13 protein-coding genes and 1 pseudogene are annotated in these 23,247 nt (G+C 71.4%); 10 read left to right on the top strand and 4 right to left on the bottom strand.

Translation table 11 applies throughout. The features are described 5' to 3' along the window. Positions 1 to 109 precede the first annotated feature (109 nt). The gene (locus J2Z30_RS30015; protein WP_044575615.1) at positions 110 to 1,600 is read right to left on the bottom strand and encodes an MFS transporter; all 1,491 of its coding nucleotides are present in this window, start codon (positions 1,598 to 1,600) and stop codon (positions 110 to 112) included. Between the two features lie 128 nt (positions 1,601 to 1,728). Here J2Z30_RS30015 and dusB point away from each other — a divergent pair, with 128 nt between their 5' ends. The 6 genes from dusB to ppdK all read left to right on the top strand — a co-directional run bounded on the left by dusB (position 1,729) and on the right by ppdK (position 14,254). Continuing rightward, positions 1,729 to 2,919 carry a tRNA dihydrouridine synthase DusB gene (dusB, locus tag J2Z30_RS30010; RefSeq protein WP_044575618.1) on the top strand — a complete coding sequence of 397 codons (1,191 nt, stop codon included), beginning with the start codon at positions 1,729 to 1,731 and terminating at the stop codon, positions 2,917 to 2,919. Between the two features lie 190 nt (positions 2,920 to 3,109). Beyond that, a complete protein-coding gene (locus tag J2Z30_RS51435; protein ID WP_044581957.1) occupies positions 3,110 to 4,360 on the top strand; it encodes a lipase family protein in 1,251 nt (416 codons plus the stop codon). Beyond that, positions 4,357 to 6,585 (top strand): VMAP-C domain-containing protein, encoded by a 2,229-nt coding sequence (locus J2Z30_RS30000; protein ID WP_052701594.1) that lies wholly within the window; start codon positions 4,357 to 4,359, stop codon positions 6,583 to 6,585. The genes J2Z30_RS51435 and J2Z30_RS30000 overlap by 4 nt, the downstream gene beginning before the upstream one ends. A gap of 15 nt (positions 6,586 to 6,600) precedes the next feature. Next, on the top strand, positions 6,601 to 7,563 hold the full coding sequence (locus tag J2Z30_RS29995) for an AAA family ATPase (RefSeq protein WP_044575621.1): 963 nt from the start codon (positions 6,601 to 6,603) through the stop codon (positions 7,561 to 7,563). Further along, positions 7,560 to 11,060 carry an SAV_2336 N-terminal domain-related protein gene (locus J2Z30_RS29990; RefSeq protein ID WP_044575624.1) on the top strand — a complete coding sequence of 1,167 codons (3,501 nt, stop codon included), beginning with the start codon at positions 7,560 to 7,562 and terminating at the stop codon, positions 11,058 to 11,060. Before J2Z30_RS29995 ends, J2Z30_RS29990 begins: the two co-directional genes overlap by 4 nt. A gap of 467 nt (positions 11,061 to 11,527) precedes the next feature. Continuing rightward, entirely contained in the window at positions 11,528 to 14,254 is a 2,727-nt protein-coding gene (gene ppdK, locus J2Z30_RS29985) for a pyruvate, phosphate dikinase (protein ID WP_044575626.1), read from the top strand. Positions 14,255 to 14,422: 168 nt separating this feature from the next. Here ppdK and J2Z30_RS29980 read toward each other — a convergent pair whose 3' ends face one another. Continuing rightward, a complete protein-coding gene (locus J2Z30_RS29980) occupies positions 14,423 to 15,880 on the bottom strand; it encodes a purine-cytosine permease family protein (RefSeq protein WP_044575629.1) in 1,458 nt (485 codons plus the stop codon). After that, positions 15,877 to 17,070 (bottom strand): serine hydrolase domain-containing protein, encoded by a 1,194-nt coding sequence (locus tag J2Z30_RS29975; protein WP_052701595.1) that lies wholly within the window; start codon positions 17,068 to 17,070, stop codon positions 15,877 to 15,879. Before J2Z30_RS29975 ends, J2Z30_RS29980 begins: the two co-directional genes overlap by 4 nt. Before the next feature lie 115 nt (positions 17,071 to 17,185). On the opposite strand from J2Z30_RS29975, the gene J2Z30_RS29970 reads away from it, so the two are divergent. The 3 genes and pseudogenes from J2Z30_RS29970 to J2Z30_RS29960 all read left to right on the top strand — a co-directional run bounded on the left by J2Z30_RS29970 (position 17,186) and on the right by J2Z30_RS29960 (position 21,051). Next, complete coding sequence (locus J2Z30_RS29970) at positions 17,186 to 18,130, top strand: LysR family transcriptional regulator (protein ID WP_044575633.1); 945 nt, start codon at positions 17,186 to 17,188, stop codon at positions 18,128 to 18,130. A 417-nt stretch (positions 18,131 to 18,547) separates the two neighbouring features. Then, positions 18,548 to 19,639, top strand: a complete 1,092-nt coding sequence (locus J2Z30_RS29965) for an ArsR/SmtB family transcription factor (protein WP_052701596.1) — start codon at positions 18,548 to 18,550, stop codon at positions 19,637 to 19,639. 189 nt (positions 19,640 to 19,828) lie between these two features. After that, positions 19,829 to 21,051 (top strand): annotated as a pseudogene (locus tag J2Z30_RS29960) (RNA-guided endonuclease InsQ/TnpB family protein). A gap of 166 nt (positions 21,052 to 21,217) precedes the next feature. Here the strand turns inward: J2Z30_RS29960 and J2Z30_RS29955 are convergent. Next, a complete protein-coding gene (locus tag J2Z30_RS29955) occupies positions 21,218 to 22,363 on the bottom strand; it encodes an aminotransferase class V-fold PLP-dependent enzyme (RefSeq protein ID WP_209468900.1) in 1,146 nt (381 codons plus the stop codon). A gap of 180 nt (positions 22,364 to 22,543) precedes the next feature. Here J2Z30_RS29955 and J2Z30_RS29950 point away from each other — a divergent pair, with 180 nt between their 5' ends. Continuing rightward, the gene (locus tag J2Z30_RS29950; RefSeq protein ID WP_044575636.1) at positions 22,544 to 23,245 is read left to right on the top strand and encodes a FadR/GntR family transcriptional regulator; all 702 of its coding nucleotides are present in this window, start codon (positions 22,544 to 22,546) and stop codon (positions 23,243 to 23,245) included. Positions 23,246 to 23,247: the final 2 nt, after the last annotated feature.

Here is a 23,247-nt window from a genome sequence, read left to right as displayed (position 1 = left end):
GCCCCGGGGCGGCGCCTCACGGCCCGTTGCGGCTGCCTCACGGCCCCGGGGCGGCTGCCTTACGGCCCGTTGCGGCCGCCTTACGGCCCCGGGGCGGCCGCCTTACCCATTACGCCTTGGCGTTCGCCGAGGTCTGGCCCGTCGGCGCGCCCTCTTCGAACAGCGCGGCAGCGTGCCGGGTCGTCTTCTCGGCCCAGCGGCCCGTGGTCACCAGCCCCAGCAGCAGGATGACGGCCCCACACGCGGCGATGATCCACCACGCGGGGCGGGCCGCGTCCACGAACGACGCGGCGGCCGCGGGCGAGGCGGCGTGCCCCATTCCGCCCGCAGCCGCCGACGCGGCGCCCGCTGCCAGCACCGCGCCGATGACCGCGACGCCGAGCGACTGGCCCACCTGCCGGCTGGTGGAGGCGACGGCCGCGGCCACCCCGGCCTGGGTGCGGGGCATCCCCGAGACCGCCGTATTGGTGATGGGCGCGTTGACCATGCCGAAGCCGAGGCCGAACAGCACATAGCCGATCAGCAGCCCCGCATCGCTGGCCTGGGCGTCGAAGACGGCGAACAGGACCCCGCTGGCCGTTATGGCCACCCCGGCCACCAGCATCGACGGCCGTGGCCCGCGGGCGCCCACCAGCCGCCCGGACAACGGCGCGCAGACGAAGCACATGAACGCCATGGGCAGCATCCACAGCCCGGCGTGCAGCGCGTTGAGCCCGCGCACGTCCTGGAGGTAGAGCGTGTTCATGAAGAGATAGCCGCCGAGCGCCGCGAAGGCGCACACCGCGACGACCGTCGCCCCGCTGAACGGCGCGCTGTGGAAGAACCGCACGTCGATCAGCGGTTCCGCACGCCGCCGCTCGTAGTGGATCAGCGTGAGCAGCCCCAGGGCGGCGATCCCCGCACAGGTCGCGATCAGCGGCGAGTCCCAGCCGCGGTCCGGCGCCTCGATGATCGCGTACGTGAGGGTGCCCAGCACCGCGATGACCAGCAGCTGGCCGATGGGGTCGGCCCGGCGCGGCTTGGGGGCACGCGACTCGGGGACGTAACGGGCGGTGAGGAACAGCGCCGCGAGCCCGACCGGAAGGTTTATCCAGAAGATCGAGCGCCAGCCGACGGACTCCACCAGCAGTCCGCCCACGATCGGCCCGGCCGCCATGCTGATCCCGACGACCCCGCCCCAGGCCCCGATGGCGCGGGCCCGCTCCCTGGGCTCGGTGAAGACGTTGGTGATGATCGACATGGCGACGGGGTTGAGCATCGAACCGCCGATCGCCTGCACCATGCGGAAGATCACCAGCGCTTCCAGATTGGGTGCGAGGCTGCACAGCCCCGATCCGAGGGTGAAGATCACCAGCCCGGTCTGGAAGGTGCGCTTGCGTCCCACCCGGTCGGCCGTCGACCCCGAGAGCATCAGCAGGGCGGCGAGGACCAGGGTGTAGGCGTCGATCGTCCACTGCATTCCCGAGACGGAGGCGTGCAGATCACTCCGTATCGAGGGCAGCGCGACATTGAGAACCGTGTTGTCGAGGCTGACGAGCAACAGGCTCATGCAGCAAATCGCCAGCACAAGCATGCGCCGCCGATGGCTGAGCTCACGCATGGTTGAACGCTACATCGATACCGTCGGTCCGGCGGTCATCACCGCCCTGTCGATCCCTCTCGCGGGTGCGGGACAATAAGAGATCGGCCCCGCCCTCCCACCGTAGTACGCACGAGGAAGCAGATCCCATGACGCAATCGCCGCAGACGCCGCACACGGAGCGGACGCAGCTGCGGATCGGTCCCCATATGGTCCAGCCGCCGGTCGTCCTGGCACCGATGGCCGGGATCACCAACGCTCCGTTCCGCACCCTGTGCAGGGAGTTCTCCGGTGGCCGGGGCTTGTTCGTCAGCGAGATGATCACCACCCGGGCGCTGGTGGAGCGGGACGCCAAGACGATGCGGCTGATCCACTTCGACGGCATCGAGAAGCCACGCTCCATCCAGCTGTACGGGGTGGATCCGATGACCGTCGGCAAGGCCGTCCAGATGATCGTGGACGAGGACCTCGCCGACCACATCGACCTCAACTTCGGCTGCCCGGTGCCCAAGGTGACCCGTAAGGGCGGCGGCTCGGCGCTCCCGTACAAGCGGCATCTGCTGCGCTCGATCCTGCGCGAGGCCGTGACCGCGGCGGGTCCGCTGCCGGTGACCATGAAGATGCGCAAGGGCATCGACGACGACCACATCACCTACCTCGACGCGGGCCGGATCGCCGTCGAGGAGGGCGTGACCGCGATCGCCCTGCACGGCCGCACCGCGGCCCAGCACTACGGCGGCACCGCCGACTGGGAGGCGATCGCCCGCCTGAAGGAGGCCGTCCCCGAGATCCCGGTGCTGGGCAACGGCGACATCTGGTCCGCCGACGACGCCGTCCGGATGATGCGCGGGACGGGCTGTGACGGCGTGGTCGTCGGGCGCGGCTGCCTGGGGCGGCCTTGGCTCTTCGGCGACCTGGTGGCCGCGTTCGAACCGGGCTCCGGGGCGTCGGTGTCCGGCTCCGGGGCGTCGGGGTACGCGCGGCCGACGCTCAAGGAGGTCGCGGCCGTGATGCGCCGTCATGCCGAGCTGCTCGCCGAGTGGCTGGAGGACGAGCAGCGCGGCGTGATCGATTTCCGTAAGCATGTCGCCTGGTACACCAAGGGCTTCTCGGTGGGCTCGGAGATGCGCAAGCGGCTGGCGATCACCTCCTCCCTCGCCGAGCTGGACGCCCTGCTGGCCGAGCTGGACCTGGACCAGGAGTGGCCCCCCGGCGCGGACGGCCCGCGCGGCCGCACCTCGGGCCGCAACCGCGTGGTGCTGCCCGACGGCTGGCTGGACGACCCGTACGACTGCGCGGGCGTCGGCGCGGACGCGGAGCTCGACACCTCGGGCGGCTGAGCCGGGTAGACCGGGGCGTAAGCCGGGTAGACCAGGGCGTAAGGCGGGTAGACCGGGGCGTAAGGCGGGTAAGGGGCGTAAGCCGGGTGGGCCGGGGCGAGCCCGGTAGTCCGGGGGTCACATGGGGGCATCACCGGTTAAAGTGATGGGCTCGTGGTCGCGGTGGGATCTGGACGATCTGGGGGGATCGGTGACAAGCGTCGTCTTCGTCCACGGCACGGGGGTCCGGGCCAAGTCGTACGACAAGAGCTTCGCGCGGGTCGTGAGCGGCCTGGGGCGGGTGAGAGCCGATATCCGGGTCGCCCGCTGTCTCTGGGGCGAGGAGCACGGAGCCTCGCTGGGGCTCGGCGGGGCGTCGCTCCCGGTGCGCACCAAGAACCGCGGCGTCGGCGGTGACGGCGTGCTGGAGGAGGACGATCCGCTGGCCGTGTGGGCGCTGCTGGAGGTGGATCCGCTCGCGGAGCTGCGGGAGTTCGCGCAGGCGGCGCACGACGACGGCGAGGAGACGGGCTTCGCGCCCGGCCGCGTCGATCCCTGGGAGACCGTCGCCGACAAGGTGCGCGGGCTGACGCTGGAGTTGGTGGCGCCCGAGGCGGTGGAGTCCGGTGGCAGCCTGCCGCGGCTGCTCGCGGATCTCGCGCCGCATCTCGACGAGGCCGCCGACCGCGTGGCCGACGAGATCTCCGGCAGTCTGGGCGGTACCTCGCCCGCCGACGGCGTCGAGCCCATCGCGGCCCGCGCCGTGTACGCCCTGGCCGTCCAGCGCGCCGAGGGCCCGTACGGCGACGACGAGCCGCTCGCGGTGGACGGCGCCGACCGCGACACGGTCGTCGGCGCGCTCAGCGATCAGCTGGGCGGCACCGACCGGAGCGGCTTCGTCGCCGGTGCCGCGAAGGGCGTCGCCGTACGGGCGCTCAACTCCTATCTCTCGCCGCTCTCCTCACTGGCCCACACCTTCCGGGGCACGATCACCACCAAGTCCGTCCCGGCAAGTGGCGACATCCTCCGCTACCAGGTGCGCGGCGCCGGGGTGCGCGATGCGATCCGGGCGGCGGTGCGCGCCGCGATCGAGTCGGGGAACGGCCCGGTGGTGCTGCTCGCCCACAGCCTCGGCGGTATCGCCTGTGTCGATCTGCTCGCCGAGCCCGATCCGCCCGCCGGGGTGGAGCTGCTGGTGACGGTCGGCTCCCAGGCGCCGTTCCTCTACGAGCTGGACGCGCTCACCGCGCTGCGCCGCGACGAACCGCTGCCCGGCGCCTTCCCCCGCTGGATCAACGTCTACGACGAGCAGGATCTGCTCGGCTTCGTCGGGGAGAAGGTCTTCCCCGGCCGGGTCACCGATCTGCGCGTCAACACCCGCCAGCCCTTTCCGCGCGCCCACACCTCGTACTTCGCCCACCAGCGGCTGTACGACCTGCTGGCCCCGGAGCTGCCGAAGTGACAGCGGTGGAGCACGACTGGCGCCGCACCCACGCCGTGATCGTGGCGGTCGAGCAGTACAGCGGCAGCGACGGCTGGACCCTTGACGGTCCGGTGAACGACGCGCTCGCGATGCGGACGTGGCTGACCGGGCTGGGCGTGCCGCCGGAGAACATCCGTCTGCTGGCCTCGCCCACGGAGGGGAACAAGGCCGCCGTGGAAGCGGCGGACCGCGACTACCGCCCGGCGGACGGCCCCATCATCCGTAAGGTCTTCATGGAGGAGCTGAGCTCCCTCGACGCGGACCGGCTGTGGATCTACTGGGCGGGGCACGGCGTACAGGCCCCGGGAGGCCGCTGGAGCCTGCTGTACCCGGAGACCCGGGACCGGGACATGCGGGGTCTCGACGCGCTGAACCTGATGACGCTGCTGCGCACCGACCATCTGCCGAAGCGGGGGGTGGACCGGATCACCGTGATCATCGACGCCTGCTGGCAGGCCCTTCCCCTCCGCACCCACACGATGGTCGCCGACCCGGAGTGGCTCACCAGGAAGCCGGTGATCAACAAGGACCGCGAGATCTACTGGATGCGCGCCTGCCAGCCCGGGGCGGTGTCCAAGAACCAGCAGGGCGCGGGCCTGTTCACCTCCGTGCTGTTACGGCAGCTCGAGGCGGCCTCCGCCGGTGGCGTGGCACCGGACCTCGACCAGGTGTGGCAGGGGGTCCAGGACGAGTTCGTGCGGCTGGGCCGGGAAGAGGGCCTGCGGCAGTTCCCGACCGTGCACATCAGCAGGGGGCACGGGAACGGCGGGGACATCCCGCTCGGCCCGCCCCCTTCGCCGCTGGACGAGCAGCAGCGGCGGGAGCGCGGCAAGTTGATCCACGCGATCGGGGCGCTGCTGGGGGCGCATCCCGGTCGCGCGGGGGAGGTCGTCGTCGGGCTCTGCGAGCAGTTCACCACCGACCCGCCGGCCACGACGCCTCCCTCGGCCGAGGAGCTGGTCGACTGGGCGCTGGAGAACCCGCACGGCACCGTCACCCTCCTCGCGGAGCTCAGCGCCCAGGCCCCGGTCCGCACGGAGATCCGCAAGGCGTGCCACGTGCTGCAGAACCAGTGGCTGACCCGCACCGAGTACGCGGAGCTGGCCGGGCTGCTGGAGCGGCTGGGGCAGCGGGGGCGGTGCGACCTCGCCGAGGCGGCCCGGACGCTGTTCGGCCTGGTCGACCTGGTGTTCCACGATCCGGCCCGGCTCGCCGACGCGCTGGAGGAGCTGCTGCCCAAGCCGGACCAGCTTCCCCAACTGCTCAGGGTCGTGGAGCGCTTCGCGGCCGTCGACGACGGACCGGTCGCCGCCGATCTGCGCGCCTGGTCGCTGCGGTGCGCCGAACGGCTGGGGCTGAAGGGCCAGCTGATGGAGCGGCGCGGCGAGGCCACGGAGTACGCCGAGGCCGTCAGGGCGGCCGGGCTCGCCCAGGACCAGGGGGCACCTCACAGCGGTAGCTGGGGGAGGATCCAGATCCGGCTCCACCCGTCCAGCGGGCCCGGACAGCGGCGTGCGTACGAGGTGTGGACGCGGCGCGGCGAGGACGTCCACGCCCTGGCCAAGGTGGACACCCCCGCCTCCCTGGAGGAGATACAGCGTGGCCTCGACCACCTCCTGAGCAGGCATGCCCGCACCCATGACACCTTGGTGGAGTTCTTCGTGACCCCCACCGACCTGGAACTGGCCGTGCACCGCTGGCAGCTCGACGCCGATGGGCCCCTGGAGCGCTCGCTCGGCACGGACTATCCGGTCGTCGTGCGCTGCACCGAACTCCGGGAGCATCAACGGCATCTGTGGGAGCGGCGCTGGGAGAGGGCCTGTACGGCGGGTGCCGAGGATCTGCACTGGCTGTCCGCCCACTATGAGACGTTCAAGCAGGTCAACGGCGACCTCCAGGGCCAGGAGGACGCTCCGGGCGTGGTGCTGACTTCCCCGGTGCGGGCTCGTTCGGAGGTCTTCAACGCCTGTCTGTTCGGCGGAGTGCCCGTTCTCATATGGCATGGCGAGGCGGAGGGCGCCGCCGCGCAGGCCGAGTTGGAGACCCTGCTCCGCACCGAACGGCTGAGGTCTCTGCCTCAGCACCTACGCAAACTCCGGTCGGCGAGCGAGGCCGATGAGAGCCATCACGGCAGCCATATGGCCCTCCTGTGGGACGATCCGCACCGCCCGCTCCCCGACCAACTCGACCTGTCCGCACCCTGAGGAGAGACGAAGAAGATGGCACAGGACTGGAGGCTCTTCCAGGGCGGCGACACCCGGCCCCACAAGGTGGAGGCCTGGCCCCCCGCCCCGCCGTGGCGGCGCTTCGGCGACGACGCGCGGCGCCGGGACAAGAAGCGGCCGCTGCCGTACCTGATCTCCGACGAGGACCGCGACGTCGTCAACATGGCGCTGCATCTGCACCGCCCGCTGCTGGTCACCGGACGCCCCGGCACCGGCAAGTCGACCCTGGCCCACGCCATCGCCCGCGAGCTGACGCTGGGCGACGTGCTGCACTGGCCGGTCAACAGCCGCTCCACGCTCACCGAGGGCCTCTACTCGTACGACGCCGTGGGCAGGTTGCGCGAAGCCTCCCTCAAGCGGCGCGCCGACGAGAGTGCCGGGACCGAGCCGGACATCGGCGACTATCTGCGGCTCGGCGCGCTCGGCACCGCGCTGCTTCCGGCCAGGAAGCCGCGGGTGCTGCTCGTGGACGAGCTCGACAAGGGCGACGTCGACCTCCCCAACGACCTCCTTACGGTCTTCGAGGAGGGCGAGTTCGAGATTCCGGAGCTGGCCCGCCTGGGAGAGGGGAAGAAGGTCCAGGTGCAGTACGCCGGCTCCCGGGAGAAGGTCGGGATCACCAGCGGCTGGGTCAGCTGCTCCGTCTTCCCCGTCGTCGTCATCACCAGCAACGGCGAGCGCGAGTTCCCCCCGGCGTTTCTGCGCCGCTGCGTCCGGCTCGACCTCAAGCAGCCCGACGAGGCGCAGCTCCAGAGAATCGTCACCATGCATCTGGGCGAGGAGGTCGGCGCACGGGCCCAGGAGCTGATCGCCGACTTCGTGTCCCGGCGCAACGAGCGGGAGCTGGCCACCGACCAGCTGCTCAACGCGGTCCGGCTGCGCTCCTCCGGGGTGCGGGTCGACCAGGACGTCCTCGACAAGCTCTTCCGCTCGCTGAACGAAGTCGACGCGCAATGATCGAGCGGCTGTGCGCCCTGCTGGAGGACGCGGGGGTCGAGCTCTCCGAGGTGGAGCTGCGCGACGTCCTGTGGTTCGCCGCCACCACCGCCCCGGCGCGGGGTGACGGGGACGGCGACGAACCGCCGCCGTCCCGGCGTTCCGGCGCTCCCGCCTCCGGCGCGGCCGACGGCGAGGACGAGGCGAAGGGCGCCCAGCGGCAGCTCCCCGGGGCACTCACCCCCGGCGAGCCCGACCCGGGACCCCTCGTCCCTTCCGGGCTCTACGCCCCCGGCGCCGCGCGCCCCGCCGCGGCCCGCCCGGCCCGAGCCGTCGGCGTCCGGGGCGTCCGGGCGCTCCCCGGGACGCGCCGGCTCTCCCGCGCGCTGCGGCCGCTGCGGCGCAGTGTGCCGTCCCGTACGTCCTTCCTCGTCGACGAGACGGCCACCGCCGAGTGGATCGCCGAGACCGGTCTGCCGGACGTGGTGCTGCGCCCCCGCCCGGAGCGCTGGCTGAGCGTCGCCCTCATCGTGGACGACGGCCCGTCGATGGTGCTGTGGCAGCAGCTCGCCGCCGAGGTGCGCGGACTGCTGGAGCGGCAGGGCGCCTTCCGCTCCGTACGGACCTACGGCCTGGACAGCTCCCACGAGGACCGGCCGGTGCTCCGGGCGCGCCCGTACGCCCCCGGCGCCCCGCGCCGCACCGCCCGCCAGCTCACCGACACCTCCGGCCGTACCGTGATGCTGGTCCTCTCGGACGGGGTGGGCCCGGGGTGGCGCGGTGGCGCGATTCCGCGGCTGCTGCGCCGCTGGGCCCGCCACTCACCGGTGGCGGTGCTCCAGCCGCTGCCCGCGCGGATGTGGCCGGAGCGCGGTATGCCCACCCAGCGGCTGCTGGTCGACGCGGGCGGCCGCGAGGGCGCGCCCGGCCGCGCGCTGACGGTGCGCCATCCGGTGCTGCCGCGCGGCCTGGTGTCGTACGACGGCACGACACCGGTGCCCGTGCTGGAGCTGGCCGAGGGCGAGCTGGGCACCTGGGCGGCGCTCACCGGTACGGGTGGCGGCGGTGAGCCGCTGCCGGTGATGCTGCTGGACGGCGCCGAGAAGCCGGGGACCGCGCGGGCCACGGCCCATGTCCCCGAGCCGACGGCCGGGGAGCGGCTGCGTCGCTTCCGCGCCGCCTCGCCCGAGGCCCAGCGCCTGGCCGGGGCGCTGGCCACGGTCCATCCGCTGACCCTGCCGGTGATGCGGCTGATCCACCAGTCGGGCGGGGGCCGTGGGGAGCGCTTCCACCCGGCGCAGCTGGCCGAGGTGTTCCTGGGCGGGCTGCTGCGCAGACGGGAGGGGAGCGCGGAGGAGTACGAGTTCCACCCCGGTGTCGCGGATCTGCTGCTGGACGCGGTCCGGACGTCGGACGCGCTGGAGACGGCGGCGCAGGTCACCGAGTTCCTGCTGCACCGCCAGGGCAGCGGCCCCGAGTTCCGCGCCCGGCTCTCCGGCGACCACGGGGACTCCCGCGTCGCCGAGGAGGCCCGCCCGTTCGCGGCGGCGTCACCGGAGCTGCTGTCGCGGCTGGGGCTGGTGGAGGACGCGGCGGAGGAGGAGCCGCCGGAGCGGGAGGAGCCGGTGCGGCAGCCGGTGGTACCGGCCGCCTTGCCGCCACGCTCGTACACCTCCGAGCAGGTCCAGCCGCCGGTGATCGCGGTGGTGCGGCGGATCGCGGCGGACGACGGGCTGCCGAAGTCGGTACGTGACTACGTCGACAAGATGCTGACCGAAGCCGATGAGCGGAACGAGGAAACCGGCTGGTGGGGGGTGCGGATCCTGCCCGATCTGGCCAAGCAGCTCGTTGACGCCGGGTGGCCGGAGTACGCGGACGAACTGCGGGAGACGGCGCGGGAGCAGATCGCGGGGCTCCGGTCCCGGGAAGACCTCGAATCCCGCAATCTCCGCGGGCATCTGGCGCTCACCCTGAACCAGCTCGGGGAGCACGACGAGGCGGAGCGCGAGCTGCGCGCGGTGGTCGCGATCTCGGGGCGGGTGCACGGCGTGGAACACGACTACACGCTCTTCGCCCGCGGCTACCTCGTCGAGCTGCTGAGCGACGCCGAGCGGGGCGAGGCGGCGGAGGAGGAGTGCCGCACGCTGATCGAGGCATGGGAGCGCCGGGAGGGCGATGACCACCGGCGGCATGCCGAGAACAAGCATCTGCGGCGCGGGCGCCTGCTGTTGGACCTCGGGCGGGTGGCGGAGGCCGAGGAGGAGATCCGGGCCTCGGTATCCATGGCGCGGGAACTGTACGGGCCCACGCATTTCGACACCGTCAACGCACGTGCCTGGCTGTCGACCGCCCTGCGGCGGCTGGACCGCTTCGACGAGGCGGAGGCCGAGATGCGGGCGGCGGCCGAGGAGTGCGCCGCGCCGGCGAAGTCGGAGGTGGATTCGCCCCTGTTGACGGCGCTCTTCACGCTCGGCGACCTGCTGAACGTCAGACGGCGCGATGAGGAGGCGGAGTCGCTCTGGCACGATCTGGTCAACAGGACATCGGCGGGCCTCAGCCCCACCCACTGGCGGTTGCGCCGCGCGCGGCGCAACCGCATTCACCGGCTGCGCGCCCTGGGCCGGTACGCCGAGGCGGAGACCGAGATCGACACGCTGGTGGCGGAGACGGTCGGCACGCTCGGGGAATGGCACGCAGACTCGCTCGACGCCCTGAAACTGCGCGCGTTCGTCCTGGAGGATCAACGGCGTTACGACGAAGCGCGGCCGATCTACCGCGAACTCCTGGAACAGCAGATCCCTGTGTTCGGGGAGGACCATCCCAACGTCCTGAGCACGCGCCACTGCCTGGCGACCAGCATGAGGCTGGCGGGGCTGCGCGAGGAGGCGCTGGCGGAGTTCACTGAGGTGCTCGACGACTGGCTTCGCGTCCTTGGACCGAGTGCGAATGCGACGCTCCTGACGCGATATGGCCGTGCCTTGACCCTGGCTCAGCTCAAGCGCGTGGAGGAGGCCGAGCGGGAGTACCGCCTGACCATGGAGGGGGAGGCCAGGCTGCTGGGGCCGGACGACCCGAGTGCCCTGCTGACGCTCGTCCAGCTGGCCGCCCTGCTGCGCGACCAGAAGCGTTACGAGGAGTCCGAATCCTTGTTCCGTCGAGTGGCCGAGGGGCGCACGCGATCTATGGGAGCCGAGGCCAAGGAGACGCTGGCGGCCCGGCACAGCCTGGGCAATGTGCTCAACAAGCGGGGCCGGTTCGCCGAGGCCGAGACGGAGATCCGGGAGACGCTCGCGGCCCGGCAGCGTGTCCTGGGACCGGAGCAGGTCAGCACTCTTTGGACCCGGTTCAACCTCGGCACCACCCTCAAGGGCCTCGGCCGCCTCGACGAGGCGGAGGCCGAATGGCGGGCCGTGCTCGAGATCAGCGAGCGCGTCCTGGGCGAGGAGCACAGCTGCACCGTGCGGACCCGCGAGGCCCTCGCCGGGTTGCGAGAGTCCGGGGACGAGCAGACGTCCTGAAGCATGGCGCGGTTCGTTCGCGGGGAACTCTCCCGGCGCGTCGCTCATCTGAGCGTACCCCCTCTCGTTGTATCCAAAAGGCGAGACAATGGGCCGTGACAAGGCGTGATTCTCGCCACTCTGATCGGGCCTTCGCTCAGATGAGCGGCAACTGAAGGGTGAACCGATGGCATCCCGCTGTGCTCACCTCTCCAATGCGTGGCACTCAGTGCCACCCACTTGATGTTCGACACCTCGAACCATCGGTTACGTATAGTGAAATTCCAGGCGTCCACCACGGGCGGAGGGTGGGTGTGCGTTCGAGGCTTGAAGGCATCTCGTAGGAGTCTCGTTTGGGCGCCGCCCTTTCGAACACGTGGCAGGCGGGTGGTTACAGCCGTATGACGGTGGAGTGGACCTGCTCAGGGGCCTTTGATCTGGGTACGCTCCCCGCCGTCAGGGCAGCCGAGCCGAGGAGATCGAGTCCCGTGCCGGAAACACAAGATCAGCAGAAGTTCGTTTACGACTTCACCGAGGGCAACAAGGATCTCAAGGACCTGCTCGGCGGGAAGGGGGCCAACCTCGCCGAGATGACCAATCTCGGTCTCCCCGTGCCACCGGGCTTCACCATCACCACCGAGGCCTGCAAGGTCTACCTGGACAGCGGTGCGGAGCCCCCGGCCCTGCGCGACGAGGTGAGTGCGCACCTCGACGCCCTCGAAGCGAAGATGGGCAAGAAGCTCGGCCAGGCGGACGACCCCCTCCTCGTATCCGTACGGTCCGGCGCCAAGTTCTCGATGCCCGGGATGATGGACACCGTCCTCAACATCGGCCTCTCGGACCAGTCCGTGGCCGGGCTCGCCGCGCAGGCGGGTGACGACCGGTTCGCCTGGGACTCCTACCGGCGCCTCATCCAGATGTTCGGCAAGACCGTGCTCGGCGTGGACGGCGACCTCTTCGAGGAGGCCATCGAGCAGGCCAAGCACGCCAAGGGCGTCACCGTCGACGTGGACCTCGACGCCGCCGACCTCAAGAAGCTGGTCGGCGAGTTCAAGGAGATCGTCGCCAAGGAGACCGGCCGGGGCTTCCCGCAGGAGCCGCGCGAGCAGATGGACCTCGCCGTACGAGCCGTGTTCGACTCCTGGAACGGCGACCGCGCCAAGCTCTACCGCCGCCAGGAGCGCATCCCCCACGACCTCGGCACCGCGGTCAACATCTGCTCCATGGTCTTCGGCAACCTCGGCCCCGACTCGGGCACCGGCGTCGCCTTCACCCGCGACCCGGCCAGCGGCCACCAGGGCGTCTACGGCGACTACCTGCAGAACGCCCAGGGCGAGGACGTGGTCGCGGGCATCCGCAACACCGTGCCCCTCGCGGACCTCGAGCAGATCGACCAGCGGTCCTACGACCAGCTGATGCAGATCATGGAAACCCTCGAGACGCACTACAAGGACCTGTGCGACATCGAGTTCACCATCGAGCGCGGCAAGCTGTGGATGCTGCAGACCCGCGTCGGCAAGCGCACCGCCGGGGCCGCCTTCCGGATCGCCACCCAGCTGGTCGACCAGGGGCTGATCGACGAGCCCGAGGCGCTGCGCCGGGTCAACGGGGCGCAGCTCGCGCAGCTGATGTTCCCGCGCTTCGACCACGAGGTGGCCTCCGGCGACACCGTCCAGAAGATCGGCCGGGGCATCGCCGCGTCCCCGGGCGCCGCCGTCGGCAAGGCCGTCTTCGACTCGTACACCGCCGTCAAATGGTCGCGCTCGGGCGAGAAGGTCATCCTCATCCGCCGTGAGACCAACCCCGACGACCTGGACGGCATGATCGCCGCGGAGGGCATTCTGACCTCGCGCGGCGGCAAGACCTCACACGCCGCCGTCGTCGCCCGCGGCATGGGCAAGACCTGTGTGTGCGGCGCCGAGGAGCTGGAGGTCGACACCAAACGGCGCCGGATGACGGTGCCCGGCCGGGACGGCAAGGACGGGATCGTGATCGAGGAGGGCGACGTCGTCTCGATCGACGGCTCCTCCGGAAAGGTCTACCTCGGCGAGGTCCCGGTCGTGCCCTCGCCGGTCGTGGAGTACTTCGAGGGCCGGATGCACGCGGGCGCCGACGACGCCGACGAGCTGGTGGGCGCGGTGCACCGGATCATGGCGTACGCGGATCGAGTACGCCGGCTGCGCGTACGGGCCAACGCGGACAACGCCGAGGACGCCGCCCGCGCCCGCCGGTTCGGCGCCCAGGGCATCGGGCTGTGCCGCACCGAGCACATGTTCCTCGGCGAGCGCCGGGAGAAGGTCGAGCGGCTGATCCTCGCCCACACCGAAGAGGAGCGGGACACGGCGCTGGGCGAGCTGCTGCCGCTCCAGAAGAACGACTTCGTCGAGCTCTTCGAGGCGATGGACGGGCTGCCGGTCACCGTCCGGCTGCTCGACCCGCCGCTGCACGAGTTCCTGCCCGACATCACCGAGCTGTCGGTGCGCGTCGCGCTCGCCGAGTCCCGCAAGGACCACAACGAGAACGATCTGCGGCTGCTCCAGGCCGTGCACCGGCTGCACGAGCAGAACCCGATGCTGGGCCTGCGCGGGGTGCGGCTGGGCCTGGTCATCCCCGGGCTGTTCGCCATGCAGGTGCGGGCGATCGCCGAGGCCGCCGCCGAGCGCCGCAACGCCAAGGGCGACCCGCGCGCCGAGATCATGATTCCGCTCGTCGGCACGGTCCAGGAGCTGGAGATCGTCCGTGAGGAGGCCGAGCGGGTCATCGCGGAGGTCGAGCAGGCCCGGGGCGTGGACCTCAAGCTCACCCTCGGCACCATGATCGAGCTGCCGCGCGCCGCGCTGACCGCCGCTCAGATCGCCGAATCCGCCGACTTCTTCTCCTTCGGCACCAACGACCTCACCCAGACCGTCTGGGGCTTCTCCCGGGACGACGTCGAGGCCAGCTTCTTCACCGCCTACCTGGAGAAGGGCATCTTCGGCGTCAGCCCGTTCGAGACCATTGACAAGGACGGCGTCGGCTCCCTCGTCCGCGACGCCGCCCAGGCCGGCCGCGCCACCCGCCCCGGCCTCAAGCTGGGGGTCTGCGGTGAGCACGGCGGCGACCCGGAGTCCGTCCACTTCTTCCACGAGGTGGGCCTGGACTACGTCTCCTGCTCCCCGTTCCGCATCCCCGTGGCCCGCCTGGAGGCCGGCCGTGCGGCGGCGAACGGCCGGTGAGAACGGGTAGGAGCCGGTAAGGCCACCGGAGCCGGCGCCGGGAACTCACCCTCACCCCCGGCAGCGGCTCCGGATCTCAAAGGGGGCGGCACCTTGTGCGGAGGTGCCGCCCCCTTATTTCTGTGCGGAATTCCTGTGCGGACACATCCGCCGCGGCCTTCGGAGCGATCACCGCCCGTAGGTCGCACCGCGCTGCTCCCGCGGCGGCGCGGCACCGGCCGCGGGCGGCGCCTCCGCCCCGGCCCGGCCGCGGCGGCCCGACCGGGCGAGCGCGCAGTAGCCGACTCCGCCCACCACCAGGCCGACCAGCCAGGCGATGTCGGCACCACCGAGCGGTTTCACCAGCGGGCCGACGTAGAGGCTGCTGTTGACGAACGGCAGCTCCGCCGCGATGGACACCGCGTAGAGGATGACCGTCCCCCAGTTGCACCGTCCGTAGCGGCCGTTCGGCTCGAAGAGGGCGGAGATGTCGTAGTGGCCGCGCCGGACGAAGTAGTAGTCGGTGAGGTTGATGGCCGTCCACGGGATGAGCAGATACAGCAGGAACAGCGTGATGTTCGTGTACGTGGTGATCATGCTCCCGCTGGACAGGATGGCGAGGACCGCCCCGACCAGGGTGAAGCCGATGACGAAGAGCGCGCGGGCGAGCGCCGGGGAGCGCAGTCTGTCCTTGCGGGAAAAGATGCTGAGGGTGGAGAGGAAGGCACCGTAGGCCCCTTCGGCTCCGGCCGGGATCATGGACATCAACAGGGCGAATACCACCAGGCCGCTGATCGCCGGGTAGCGGTCGGCGAGGAAACCGATCGCGTCCGAGTTCAGCGCCTGGTCGTTGACCGCGGCGGCCATCGCGCCGATGACCATCGTGGCCGTGCCGCCCACCACCGATCCGAGGTAGGTGTACCAGAAGGTGGTGCCTCTGGGGGTGTCCTCGGGCAGATAGCGCGAGTAGTCGGAGACGTAGGGCGCCCAGGTGACCTGCCAGGAGATGGAGATCGAGACGGCGAGCAGCACCGTGCCCGGCGTAGCCGCGGAGCCGGAGTTCGGCAGATGGGCGGGCAGGTGGGTGGCAAGCTGCACGAACAGCGCCAGGAACACGATCCCCGAGAGCACGGAGATCACCCGCGCGGTGGCGTGAATCAGCTTGTAGCCGACCAGCGCGACCAGCAGGTGCAGCACGCAGAAGATCACGATGCCCGCGGGCTTGGGCATGCCGGTCCAGCCGGCCAGCGCCCCGCCGCCCACCAGACCGCCCTCGACGGAGAAGCCCAGGTACATCAGGACGACGATGAAGGAGGGCAGCGCCCCGCCGAGAAACCCGAACTGGGCCCGGCTCTGGATCATCTGCGGGACGCCGAGTTCGGGCCCCTGCACGCTGTGGTAGGCCATGAAGACGCCGCCGACCAGGTTGCCGATGACGATCGTGACGATGGCCCACCGCAGATCGAGGCCGAGCGTGACCGCCACCGCTCCGGTGACCACCGCGGTCATCTGCACATTGCTGGAGAACCAGAGGGTGAGCTGATGCCACGGCTTGCCGTGGCGCTCGGCGGCCGGGATGTGCTCGATGCCGTGCTGTTCGAGGGTCGGTGCGGGGTCCTGGCGCGGCCCGTCGGCGTCGCTGCTCATCGTGGCTCCTGGCCGGGGTGGGAGGACCGGCGGGCGGCGGCGACCGCGGCCGCGATCTGGGTGAGGGACGAAGCGTGCTCGGCGCGCTGTGCGCGGGGGCCCAGCAGGCTGGACTGTTTGGCGATGACCACGTCCCGTTCGGGATCGAGCCAGAGGTACTGGCCGAAGATACCGAGGCCGAGGAAGCTCCCGGCAGCGTCGCCGGTGATCCACCACTGGTTGCGGTACGACCCGTTCGGGTGGACCTCGCGGAAGTCCGCGTCCGGGACCACCCCGGACGGCGCGCCGCCGCGGGTGGCGCGGACCCATGCCTCCGGGACGACCTGAGTGCCGCCGGCCGAGCCGTTGTCCAGCACACAGCGTCCGAAGCGGGCGAGATCGCGCGCCGTCGCGTTGACCCCGGCGCAGGCGTAGGGGGTGCCCTCCGGGTCGGTGGTGACCAGAGCGTCGTGTTCGGCGCCGATGCGGGACCAGATCCGGTCGGCGATCACCTCGGCGTAGGGCTGTCCGGCGGCTCGTTCGAGGATCCAGGCGAGGACGTCGGTGGTGGCCGAGCAGTACTGGGTGGAGCGGCCGTGCGGCCCGTCCGGCTCGAGGGCGGCCAGGAAGGTGCGCACGGCCGGGTCCCCGGGACCGCGCGGGCGCCAGCCGGAGGCGCGGTCCAGCGCCTGCACCTCGGAAGCCGGATCACGGTAGTCATGGTTGAACCGGAGCGAGGCCGACATGTCCAGGATCTCGCCTACGGTGGCGGTCCCGTACGCCGAGGCGGCGAGTTCGGGCACATAGGACTCGACCGGGGCGGACAGCGTGAGGCGGTCCTCGTCCACCAGACAGCCCGCGGCCATGCCCGCGACCGACTTCGAGATCGACATCAGGGCGTGCCGCCGGTCCGGCCGCCCCTCGCCGAAGTACCGCTCGAACACGATGTGCTCCCCGTGGAGCACCACGATCGCGTCGGTCCGGGTCCGCTCCAGGAACTCCGCCACCGTGCTGCGCGTCCCGGCCAGGTCGACCTCGGCGTCCTCGAGCGGAAGGGGCGCCTCGGCGAAGGAGCGGTGCTCGCCGCGTCCCCGCGAGATCACGGCCGTCGGCAGGAACTCCTCGACATGGTTGAAGGCCCACCGGTTGACCGGCGGTTCGAGCCAGTCCCCGAGGGTGGGAGGCGGAGAGGCGGGTGCCATCGCGGACATGGGCGGACGCTCCGGGGGAGTCGACGGTGAGGGGTCTCCATCGTCTTGAGCTCGAAGCATGCTGTCTAATACCAAAAATGCCGGGGTTCCCATGCCGATATGGCATGATGCCGCGATGGAGATCAAGCGCCTGCGGTACTTCCTGGCCGTCGTCCGCGCCGGTACCGTCACCGCGGCGGCCGAGCGGCTCCATCTCGCCCAACCCGCGCTTTCCCGGCAACTACGCCATCTGGAGGCCGAGTTGGGGGTCGTACTGTTCGACCGCTCCGGCCCGCGCCTGCGGCTGACCAGTGCCGGCCGGCAGCTCATCGACAGCGCGACGGACCTGGTCAGCCGCGCCGACCAGATCGAGTCGGTGGCGCACCACATGGCGCACGGCGGGCTGCGTCGCGTGGTCGTGGCCGCCGCGGAAACCACGATTCACGAAGTGGTCGCGCCCTTCGTGGCCCGGTTGTCGCCCACCGACCCGTTTGTCTCGATCCGGGAAGTGCCCGCACAGCAGGTGCCCCACACGGTTGCCGAGGGGGCCGACCTCGGCGTCGCCGCGACCGCGCCGGCCGCCCATGGGCTGAGCTGGCAGCCACTGACGGATGTCCCACTGCGCGCCTATGTCGCCGCCACCCACCCCTGGGCCGTCCGGCGCCGCGGAAGCGTCGAGCTCGCCGAGCTGGTCCGGGAACCACTCGTGCTGCTGACCGGCGAGCACCCGGCCAGGGCCGTACTCGACCAGGCGGTCGTGGCGGCGGGTCTGGCCTTCTCGCATGTGGAGGAGAGCTCCACCGCGCGGATGATCCAGGCCCTCGCCGCCGCCGGATCCGGCGTCGGCGTCGTCACGGATCTGCCGCATTTCTCCGCCTATCCGGTGCTGATCACCGCCTCCGACGGAAGCCCGCTACGGCTTGCCCTGCACGCCTGCTGGTCCACTCAGCACTACGCGGCCCCCGCGATCGCGTCCTTCGTCGCCTGCCTCGAAGAATTCGCCACCGCCCATGTCCGCCCGGCGGCCTGGCAGCTGGAGGCGGGCGAGGGCGGGGGCGCCGGTCGTCGGCTGCCCTCCTGACCATGACGAGGGCGGCGCCGCGGCACGTCCGGGGCCGACGTCGCGGCCCGGGACCTCCGGATCTCAAAGGGGGCGGCACCTTGTGCGGAGGTGCCGCCCCCTCTCACTCCCCCCACGGGAGCTGTTGCCGCGCGCATCGGCTACGTGCGGCAACACAAGTGCCCAGTCGCCGTAACGTACTCGTCACCCCCCACGGGAACGAGCAAACTGGCTCTGAGCACCGCCTGTTGAATTCCGGACGGCCCTCGGAAGTTTTTCCCGGTGGCCCCCGGTTTTCCTGGGGAACAGCTTTCCTCTTCCGGGCTCCGGGCCGCTCCCCGTTTCACATCTGGCTAAAAGGGCGTGGTGACTGACCGTGCCAGCGTGCATACTCATCGGTGATCGGGGGGCGATCGCAATGTCACGTGTGGGGGTCTGGTGCTCCGTGTTCATTTCAGTGAACTCGATCTGGCCCGGCTGCGGATGGCGGTCCGCCCGGACGCGCTCTGGGAAACCGTTTTAAGTTTCCATAGGTTGCGGGAGAACCGGGCGGAGACCGTATACGGGAAATGGCGTTCCGAGGCGCGAAACCGACTCAACGGCGAAGCGCGGCTGCTTGCGCCGCTCATTCCGTCGCGCGGCTATTTCCCGGACTTCCTGACACCCGCCGAAGGGGTAATCGGTTGCGATGCCGCGATGTCCGCGCTGCGCGCCATCTCGGGTGAGCGCTTGCACGCGGAGCTGGCCGGGCTTCCGGCGGCTCGGGCGCTCCCGGGGTGGATACGGGGTCTGGCGCAGGGCGAGCGAAGATCGCTGGACCGGCTGATCAGCACGCTGCGCGCCTACCACCAGGCCGCCGTCGCCCCGTACTGGCCGCATATCCAGGCCCGGATCGAGGCCGACCGGGTGGCCCGGGGCCGCGCCCTGCTGGACGGGGGCGCCGATGGGCTGCTGGCCTCGCTGCCGCCGACGATGCGGTGGCGGGCGCCCGTGCTGGAGGTCGACTATCCGGTGGACCGCGATCTGTGGCTGCGGGGGCGGGGGGTGCTGCTGCTGCCGTCGTTCTTCTGCCGGGGGACGCCGGTGACCTTCCGGAATCCGGATCTGACGCCCGTTCTGGTCTACCCCGTCGAACACGCCCGGTGCGGTCCGATGTCCCGCCCCGAGCAGCGACCCGCCGTCGCGTCGGGGTCCGGTCCCGGTTCCAGGTCCGGGTCCGCCCAGAGGCTCGGCAAGCTGGTCGGGCAGACCCGCTCCGCGGTGCTGCTGGAGGTCGGCGGCGGCTGTACGACCAGTGAACTCGCCCGCAGAGTGGGCGTATCGCTGGCCTCGGCCAGCCAGCACGCCAGTGTGCTGCGCGAGGCGGGCCTGGTGCACACCCTGCGCCAGGGCAGCGCGGTCCTGCACACGCTGACCCCGCTGGGGGCGGCGCTGCTGCGGGGCGGGGCGCCGGGGGAGCGCGTCTTCGGGGTACCGGCGGCGCTGCCGCCGGTCGCCACGAGCGGACGGGGCCCGTCAGGGCGCGGATGAGGCTTTCCGGCCCCTGGCGAACTCCATCAGACCTTCTTCCGGGGGACCCACGGCTTTAGCCGAGGGAGCGTCGAATCCTTGGGCCGGAGCCGCGTAGCGGTGGAGTCCACTGCGTTGTCAGCGGCGGCCGGTAGAGTGACCATATCTGCGTTGACCTGGGGAAACGGGTGAGGGGGGGCGGGCTGCGTTTTGTTGCGTGTGTACAAGTTCCTGCTGCGCCCTACGGCCCGTCAGGCGGTCGCGCTGGGCGAGATGCTGCGGGATCACTGCTCGCTGTACAACGGAGCCCTGCAGGAACGCCGCGATGCCTACCGGCACGCCTCCAGGACGAGTATCAAGTACGGCGATCAGTCGGCCCAGCTCAAGGAGATCCGGGCGTTCGACCCCGAGCGTCAAGGCCGCTGGTCGTTCTCCTCCCAGCAGGCCACCCTGCGCCGCCTGGACAAGGCGTTCCAAGCGTTCTTCCGCCGCGTCAAGGCCGGTCAGAAGCCGGGATACCCCAGGTTCAAGGGCGTCGGCCACTTCGACACGGTGACCTTCCCCGAGGACGGGGACGGGTGCCGCTGGGACTCCACCCCCCCCACGACCCACAGACCCGCATACGCCTCCAGGGCATCGGTCACGTCCGCGTCCACCAACACCGGCCCGTACGCGGCCGGGTCAAGACCATCTCGGTGAAACGGGAGGGGAACCGCTGGTACGCCGTCCTCTCCTGCGACGACGTACCAGCCGAACCCCTACCCGCCACGGGCGCAGTCGTCGGGATCGACATGGGTACCACGCACTTTTTGACCACCTCCGACGGCGCACACATCGCACGCCCCCGCTTCCTCGACCAGGCCGCCGACGAACTCGCCGAAGCGCAGCGGCACCTGGCGACGTTCCCCAAGCGCACCCGGCGGCGCACCAAGGCGCACAGGGCCGCCGTCCGCCGCGTGGCGAAGCTGTACGCGAGGATCCGGCGCCAGCGCCTGGACCACGCGCACAAGACCGCGCTCACCCTCGTGCGGGACCACGACGTGATCGCCCACGAGAAGCTGAAAACGGCGGGTATGACCCGCGCCCCCCAACCCAAGCCCGACCCCGACGCGCCCGGCACCTTCCTGCCGAATGGGGCCGCGGCCAAGGCGGGCTTGAACCGCAGCATCCTCGACGCGGGTTGGGCGCAGTTCCTGACGATCCTGGCGAACAAGGCTGAGAGTGCCGGTCGCCTCGTGGTCGCGGTGGACGCGCGCAACACCTCCCGTACGTGCCCGCCCGGCCTCGGAGGCTGCGGGCATGTCGCGAAGGAGAACCGCGTCACCCAAGCGAAGTTCGCATGCACGGCGTGCGGCTTCACCGCGCACGCGGACCACGTCGGAGCGACGAACGTCCTCGACAGGGCCGGGCTGGCCCTCTGCGACGCTGCTTAGCCGGCGGTCCAGGAAGCCCGCGCGGTTACGCGTGGGTGGAGTCACGTAGCACAGCGCCACCAGGGCGGTGGCGACCGCGCCGATGGTGACGCCGATGTCGCACATCGACACAGCCCCGCGCCCCTTCGGGGCGCACCCGAACCGCACCGGACTTCATTGAGGCCGCTCAGGCCCTGAGCACCCCGGGGAGGTGCTCGGCCAGTCGCTCGTAGTCGGGGACGGTGTTGTAGAGATGGGCCGAGAGCCGCAGGAAGCCCCGTCCGCCCCAGGAGGTGATCGCGGTCTCGCAGCCGGTGTCGGCCGCGATCCGGCGCTGCAGCACATGCGAGGCCTCGTGGTCGGTGGCGAGCCCGGCGGGCAGCGGGATCAGCCGCATCGCCGGGGCCTCGCTGCCGCCGACGGCGGTCAGGTCCGCGTCCAGGGCGTCGGCCAGCAGCCCCTGGGCCACCTCGGCCAGCTTGGTCATCCGGACGCGGGCGGCGTCCCAGCCGTACGTCTCCTCGATGAACTCCAGCGAGCGCGGCGCCGCGAGCCAGGCGGTGAAGTCCGAGGTGCCCTGGGCGTCGAAACGTTGCGGGAACGGCTCCGGAGCGCCCCAGGAGTCGGTGAGCGGCCACAGGTCCTGGGCGTCGGGCCCGCGCGCGATCAGCGCCGCCGTACCGCGCGGCGCACAGCACCACTTGTGCAGATTGCCCACCCAGAAGTCGGCGGCTCCGGCCAGGCCGACCGGATCGGCCAGCATGCCGGGCGCGTGGGCGCCGTCGACCAGGACCTTCGCCCCGGCGGCGTGGGCGAGCCGGCTGATCTCCGCCATGGGGAACAGCCGGGCGGTGGCCGAGGTGATCTGGTCCACGACCACCAGCGCGGTGGCCTCGCTCAGCGCCCCCGCGAAGACGGCCGCGATCTCCTCGGCGGTCGCCTCCAGCGGAATGTGCAGCGTCCGCACCCGGGCGCCGGCCCGCTCGGCGGCCCGCGCCGTGCCCATCGCCACCGCGCCGTAGGTGTGGTCGGTCAACAGCACCTCGGCGCCGGGCGGCAGCGGCAGGCAGCCCAGGACGGTGCTCACCCCGGCGCTGGCGTTGGCCACCAGGGCGGTGTGGTCCGCCGGGACCCGCAGGAACCGCGCCACGGCGGCGCGCGCCTGCCCGACCCGCTCGGGCAGCTCCCGGAACCACGCGTCCGGGTTGGTCTCCATCTCCTCGCGCAGCGCCCGCTGGACCTCCTGGACGGTGCGCGGCACGGCGCCGAACGAGCCGTGGTTGAGATGGACGACCGAGGGATCGAGCGTCCAGTGCGACGACGGGGTGGTCATGGGTCCCTTCCTCGTTCTGGTTGACTTGGTTGTCCGATGACTTCTCCGAGCTCCCGGGAACGGTAGAGGGGTGAGACCATTCTGAACAGGGGCTCGACGTAAATTGGGGGTAACGAAGCCGACCGGTAGTATGGAGTCATCTAATGACTTGGCCGGAGCTGGTCAGGAAGGGGTGGCGGGATGACCGCGACCGACGAGGCGGCGGACGGGCTCCGCGCCATGATCGCCAAGGGTGAACTGGCGCCCGGACAACAGCTTCCCGCCGAGCCCGAGCTCTGCGCGCGGCTCGGCGTCTCACGCGGATCGCTGCGCGAGGCGGTGCGCTCCCTCGCCGCCCTCGGGCTGCTGGAGTCCCGCCACGGCTCCGGCACCTTCGTATCGGCGCTGCGCCCCGGGCAGATGCTGGCCGGGTTCGCCGCCACCGTGGACGTCCTGTCGCTCGACGGGCTGCTGGAGCTGTTCGACGTCCGCCGCCCCCTGGAGGCCCAGGCCGCCGCGCTGGCCGCCGCCCGCGCCGACGAGCGGGCGGTCGCCCGGCTGCGCGAGGTGCAGAAGCGGCTGGCCGTCTGCGAGGACGAGACGGAACGGCACGAGCTGGACCGGGAGTTCCACTCCACCCTCTGCGAGGCGAGCGGCAACGAGGCGCTGGCCGCCCTGATCGATGTGTTGCGCGCCCGGGGCAGCCACTACAGCATCTACGGCGCCGCCGAGGCCGACACCATCCGGCTGGCCAGCGACCTCGGCCATGAGGCGCTGATCAACGCCATGGCCACCCGCGATCCGGCGGCCGCCGCCGCGGCCGCCACCGCGCATCTGTCCCAGACGGAGGTCTGGCTGCGGCGGTACGCCCCGCTGCCGGACGACGGCCCGGCCGCCGGATGAGC

Origin of the sequence: Streptomyces iranensis, from assembly GCF_017874715.1 — a bacterium.
In the GTDB taxonomy this organism is placed as follows: domain Bacteria; phylum Actinomycetota; class Actinomycetes; order Streptomycetales; family Streptomycetaceae; genus Streptomyces; species Streptomyces iranensis.
The sequence above is the reverse complement of the archived record's forward strand: the minus strand, read 5'-3'. Positions and strand labels throughout refer to the sequence as shown.

What these genes read in the sequence shown, in the direction of transcription:
- J2Z30_RS30015 (WP_044575615.1), bottom strand. Translation starts at nt 1,600, where the DNA reads ATGCGTGAGCTCAGCCATCGGCGGCGCATGCTTGTGCTGGCGATTTGC.
- dusB (WP_044575618.1), top strand. Translation starts at nt 1,729, where the DNA reads ATGACGCAATCGCCGCAGACGCCGCACACGGAGCGGACGCAGCTGCGG.
- J2Z30_RS29995 (WP_044575621.1), top strand. Translation starts at nt 6,601, where the DNA reads ATGGCACAGGACTGGAGGCTCTTCCAGGGCGGCGACACCCGGCCCCAC.
- J2Z30_RS29990 (WP_044575624.1), top strand. Translation starts at nt 7,560, where the DNA reads ATGATCGAGCGGCTGTGCGCCCTGCTGGAGGACGCGGGGGTCGAGCTC.
- J2Z30_RS29980 (WP_044575629.1), bottom strand. Translation starts at nt 15,880, where the DNA reads ATGAGCAGCGACGCCGACGGGCCGCGCCAGGACCCCGCACCGACCCTC.
- J2Z30_RS29975 (WP_052701595.1), bottom strand. Translation starts at nt 17,070, where the DNA reads ATGTCCGCGATGGCACCCGCCTCTCCGCCTCCCACCCTCGGGGACTGG.
- J2Z30_RS29970 (WP_044575633.1), top strand. Translation starts at nt 17,186, where the DNA reads ATGGAGATCAAGCGCCTGCGGTACTTCCTGGCCGTCGTCCGCGCCGGT.
- J2Z30_RS29955 (WP_209468900.1), bottom strand. Translation starts at nt 22,363, where the DNA reads ATGACCACCCCGTCGTCGCACTGGACGCTCGATCCCTCGGTCGTCCAT.
- J2Z30_RS29950 (WP_044575636.1), top strand. Translation starts at nt 22,544, where the DNA reads ATGACCGCGACCGACGAGGCGGCGGACGGGCTCCGCGCCATGATCGCC.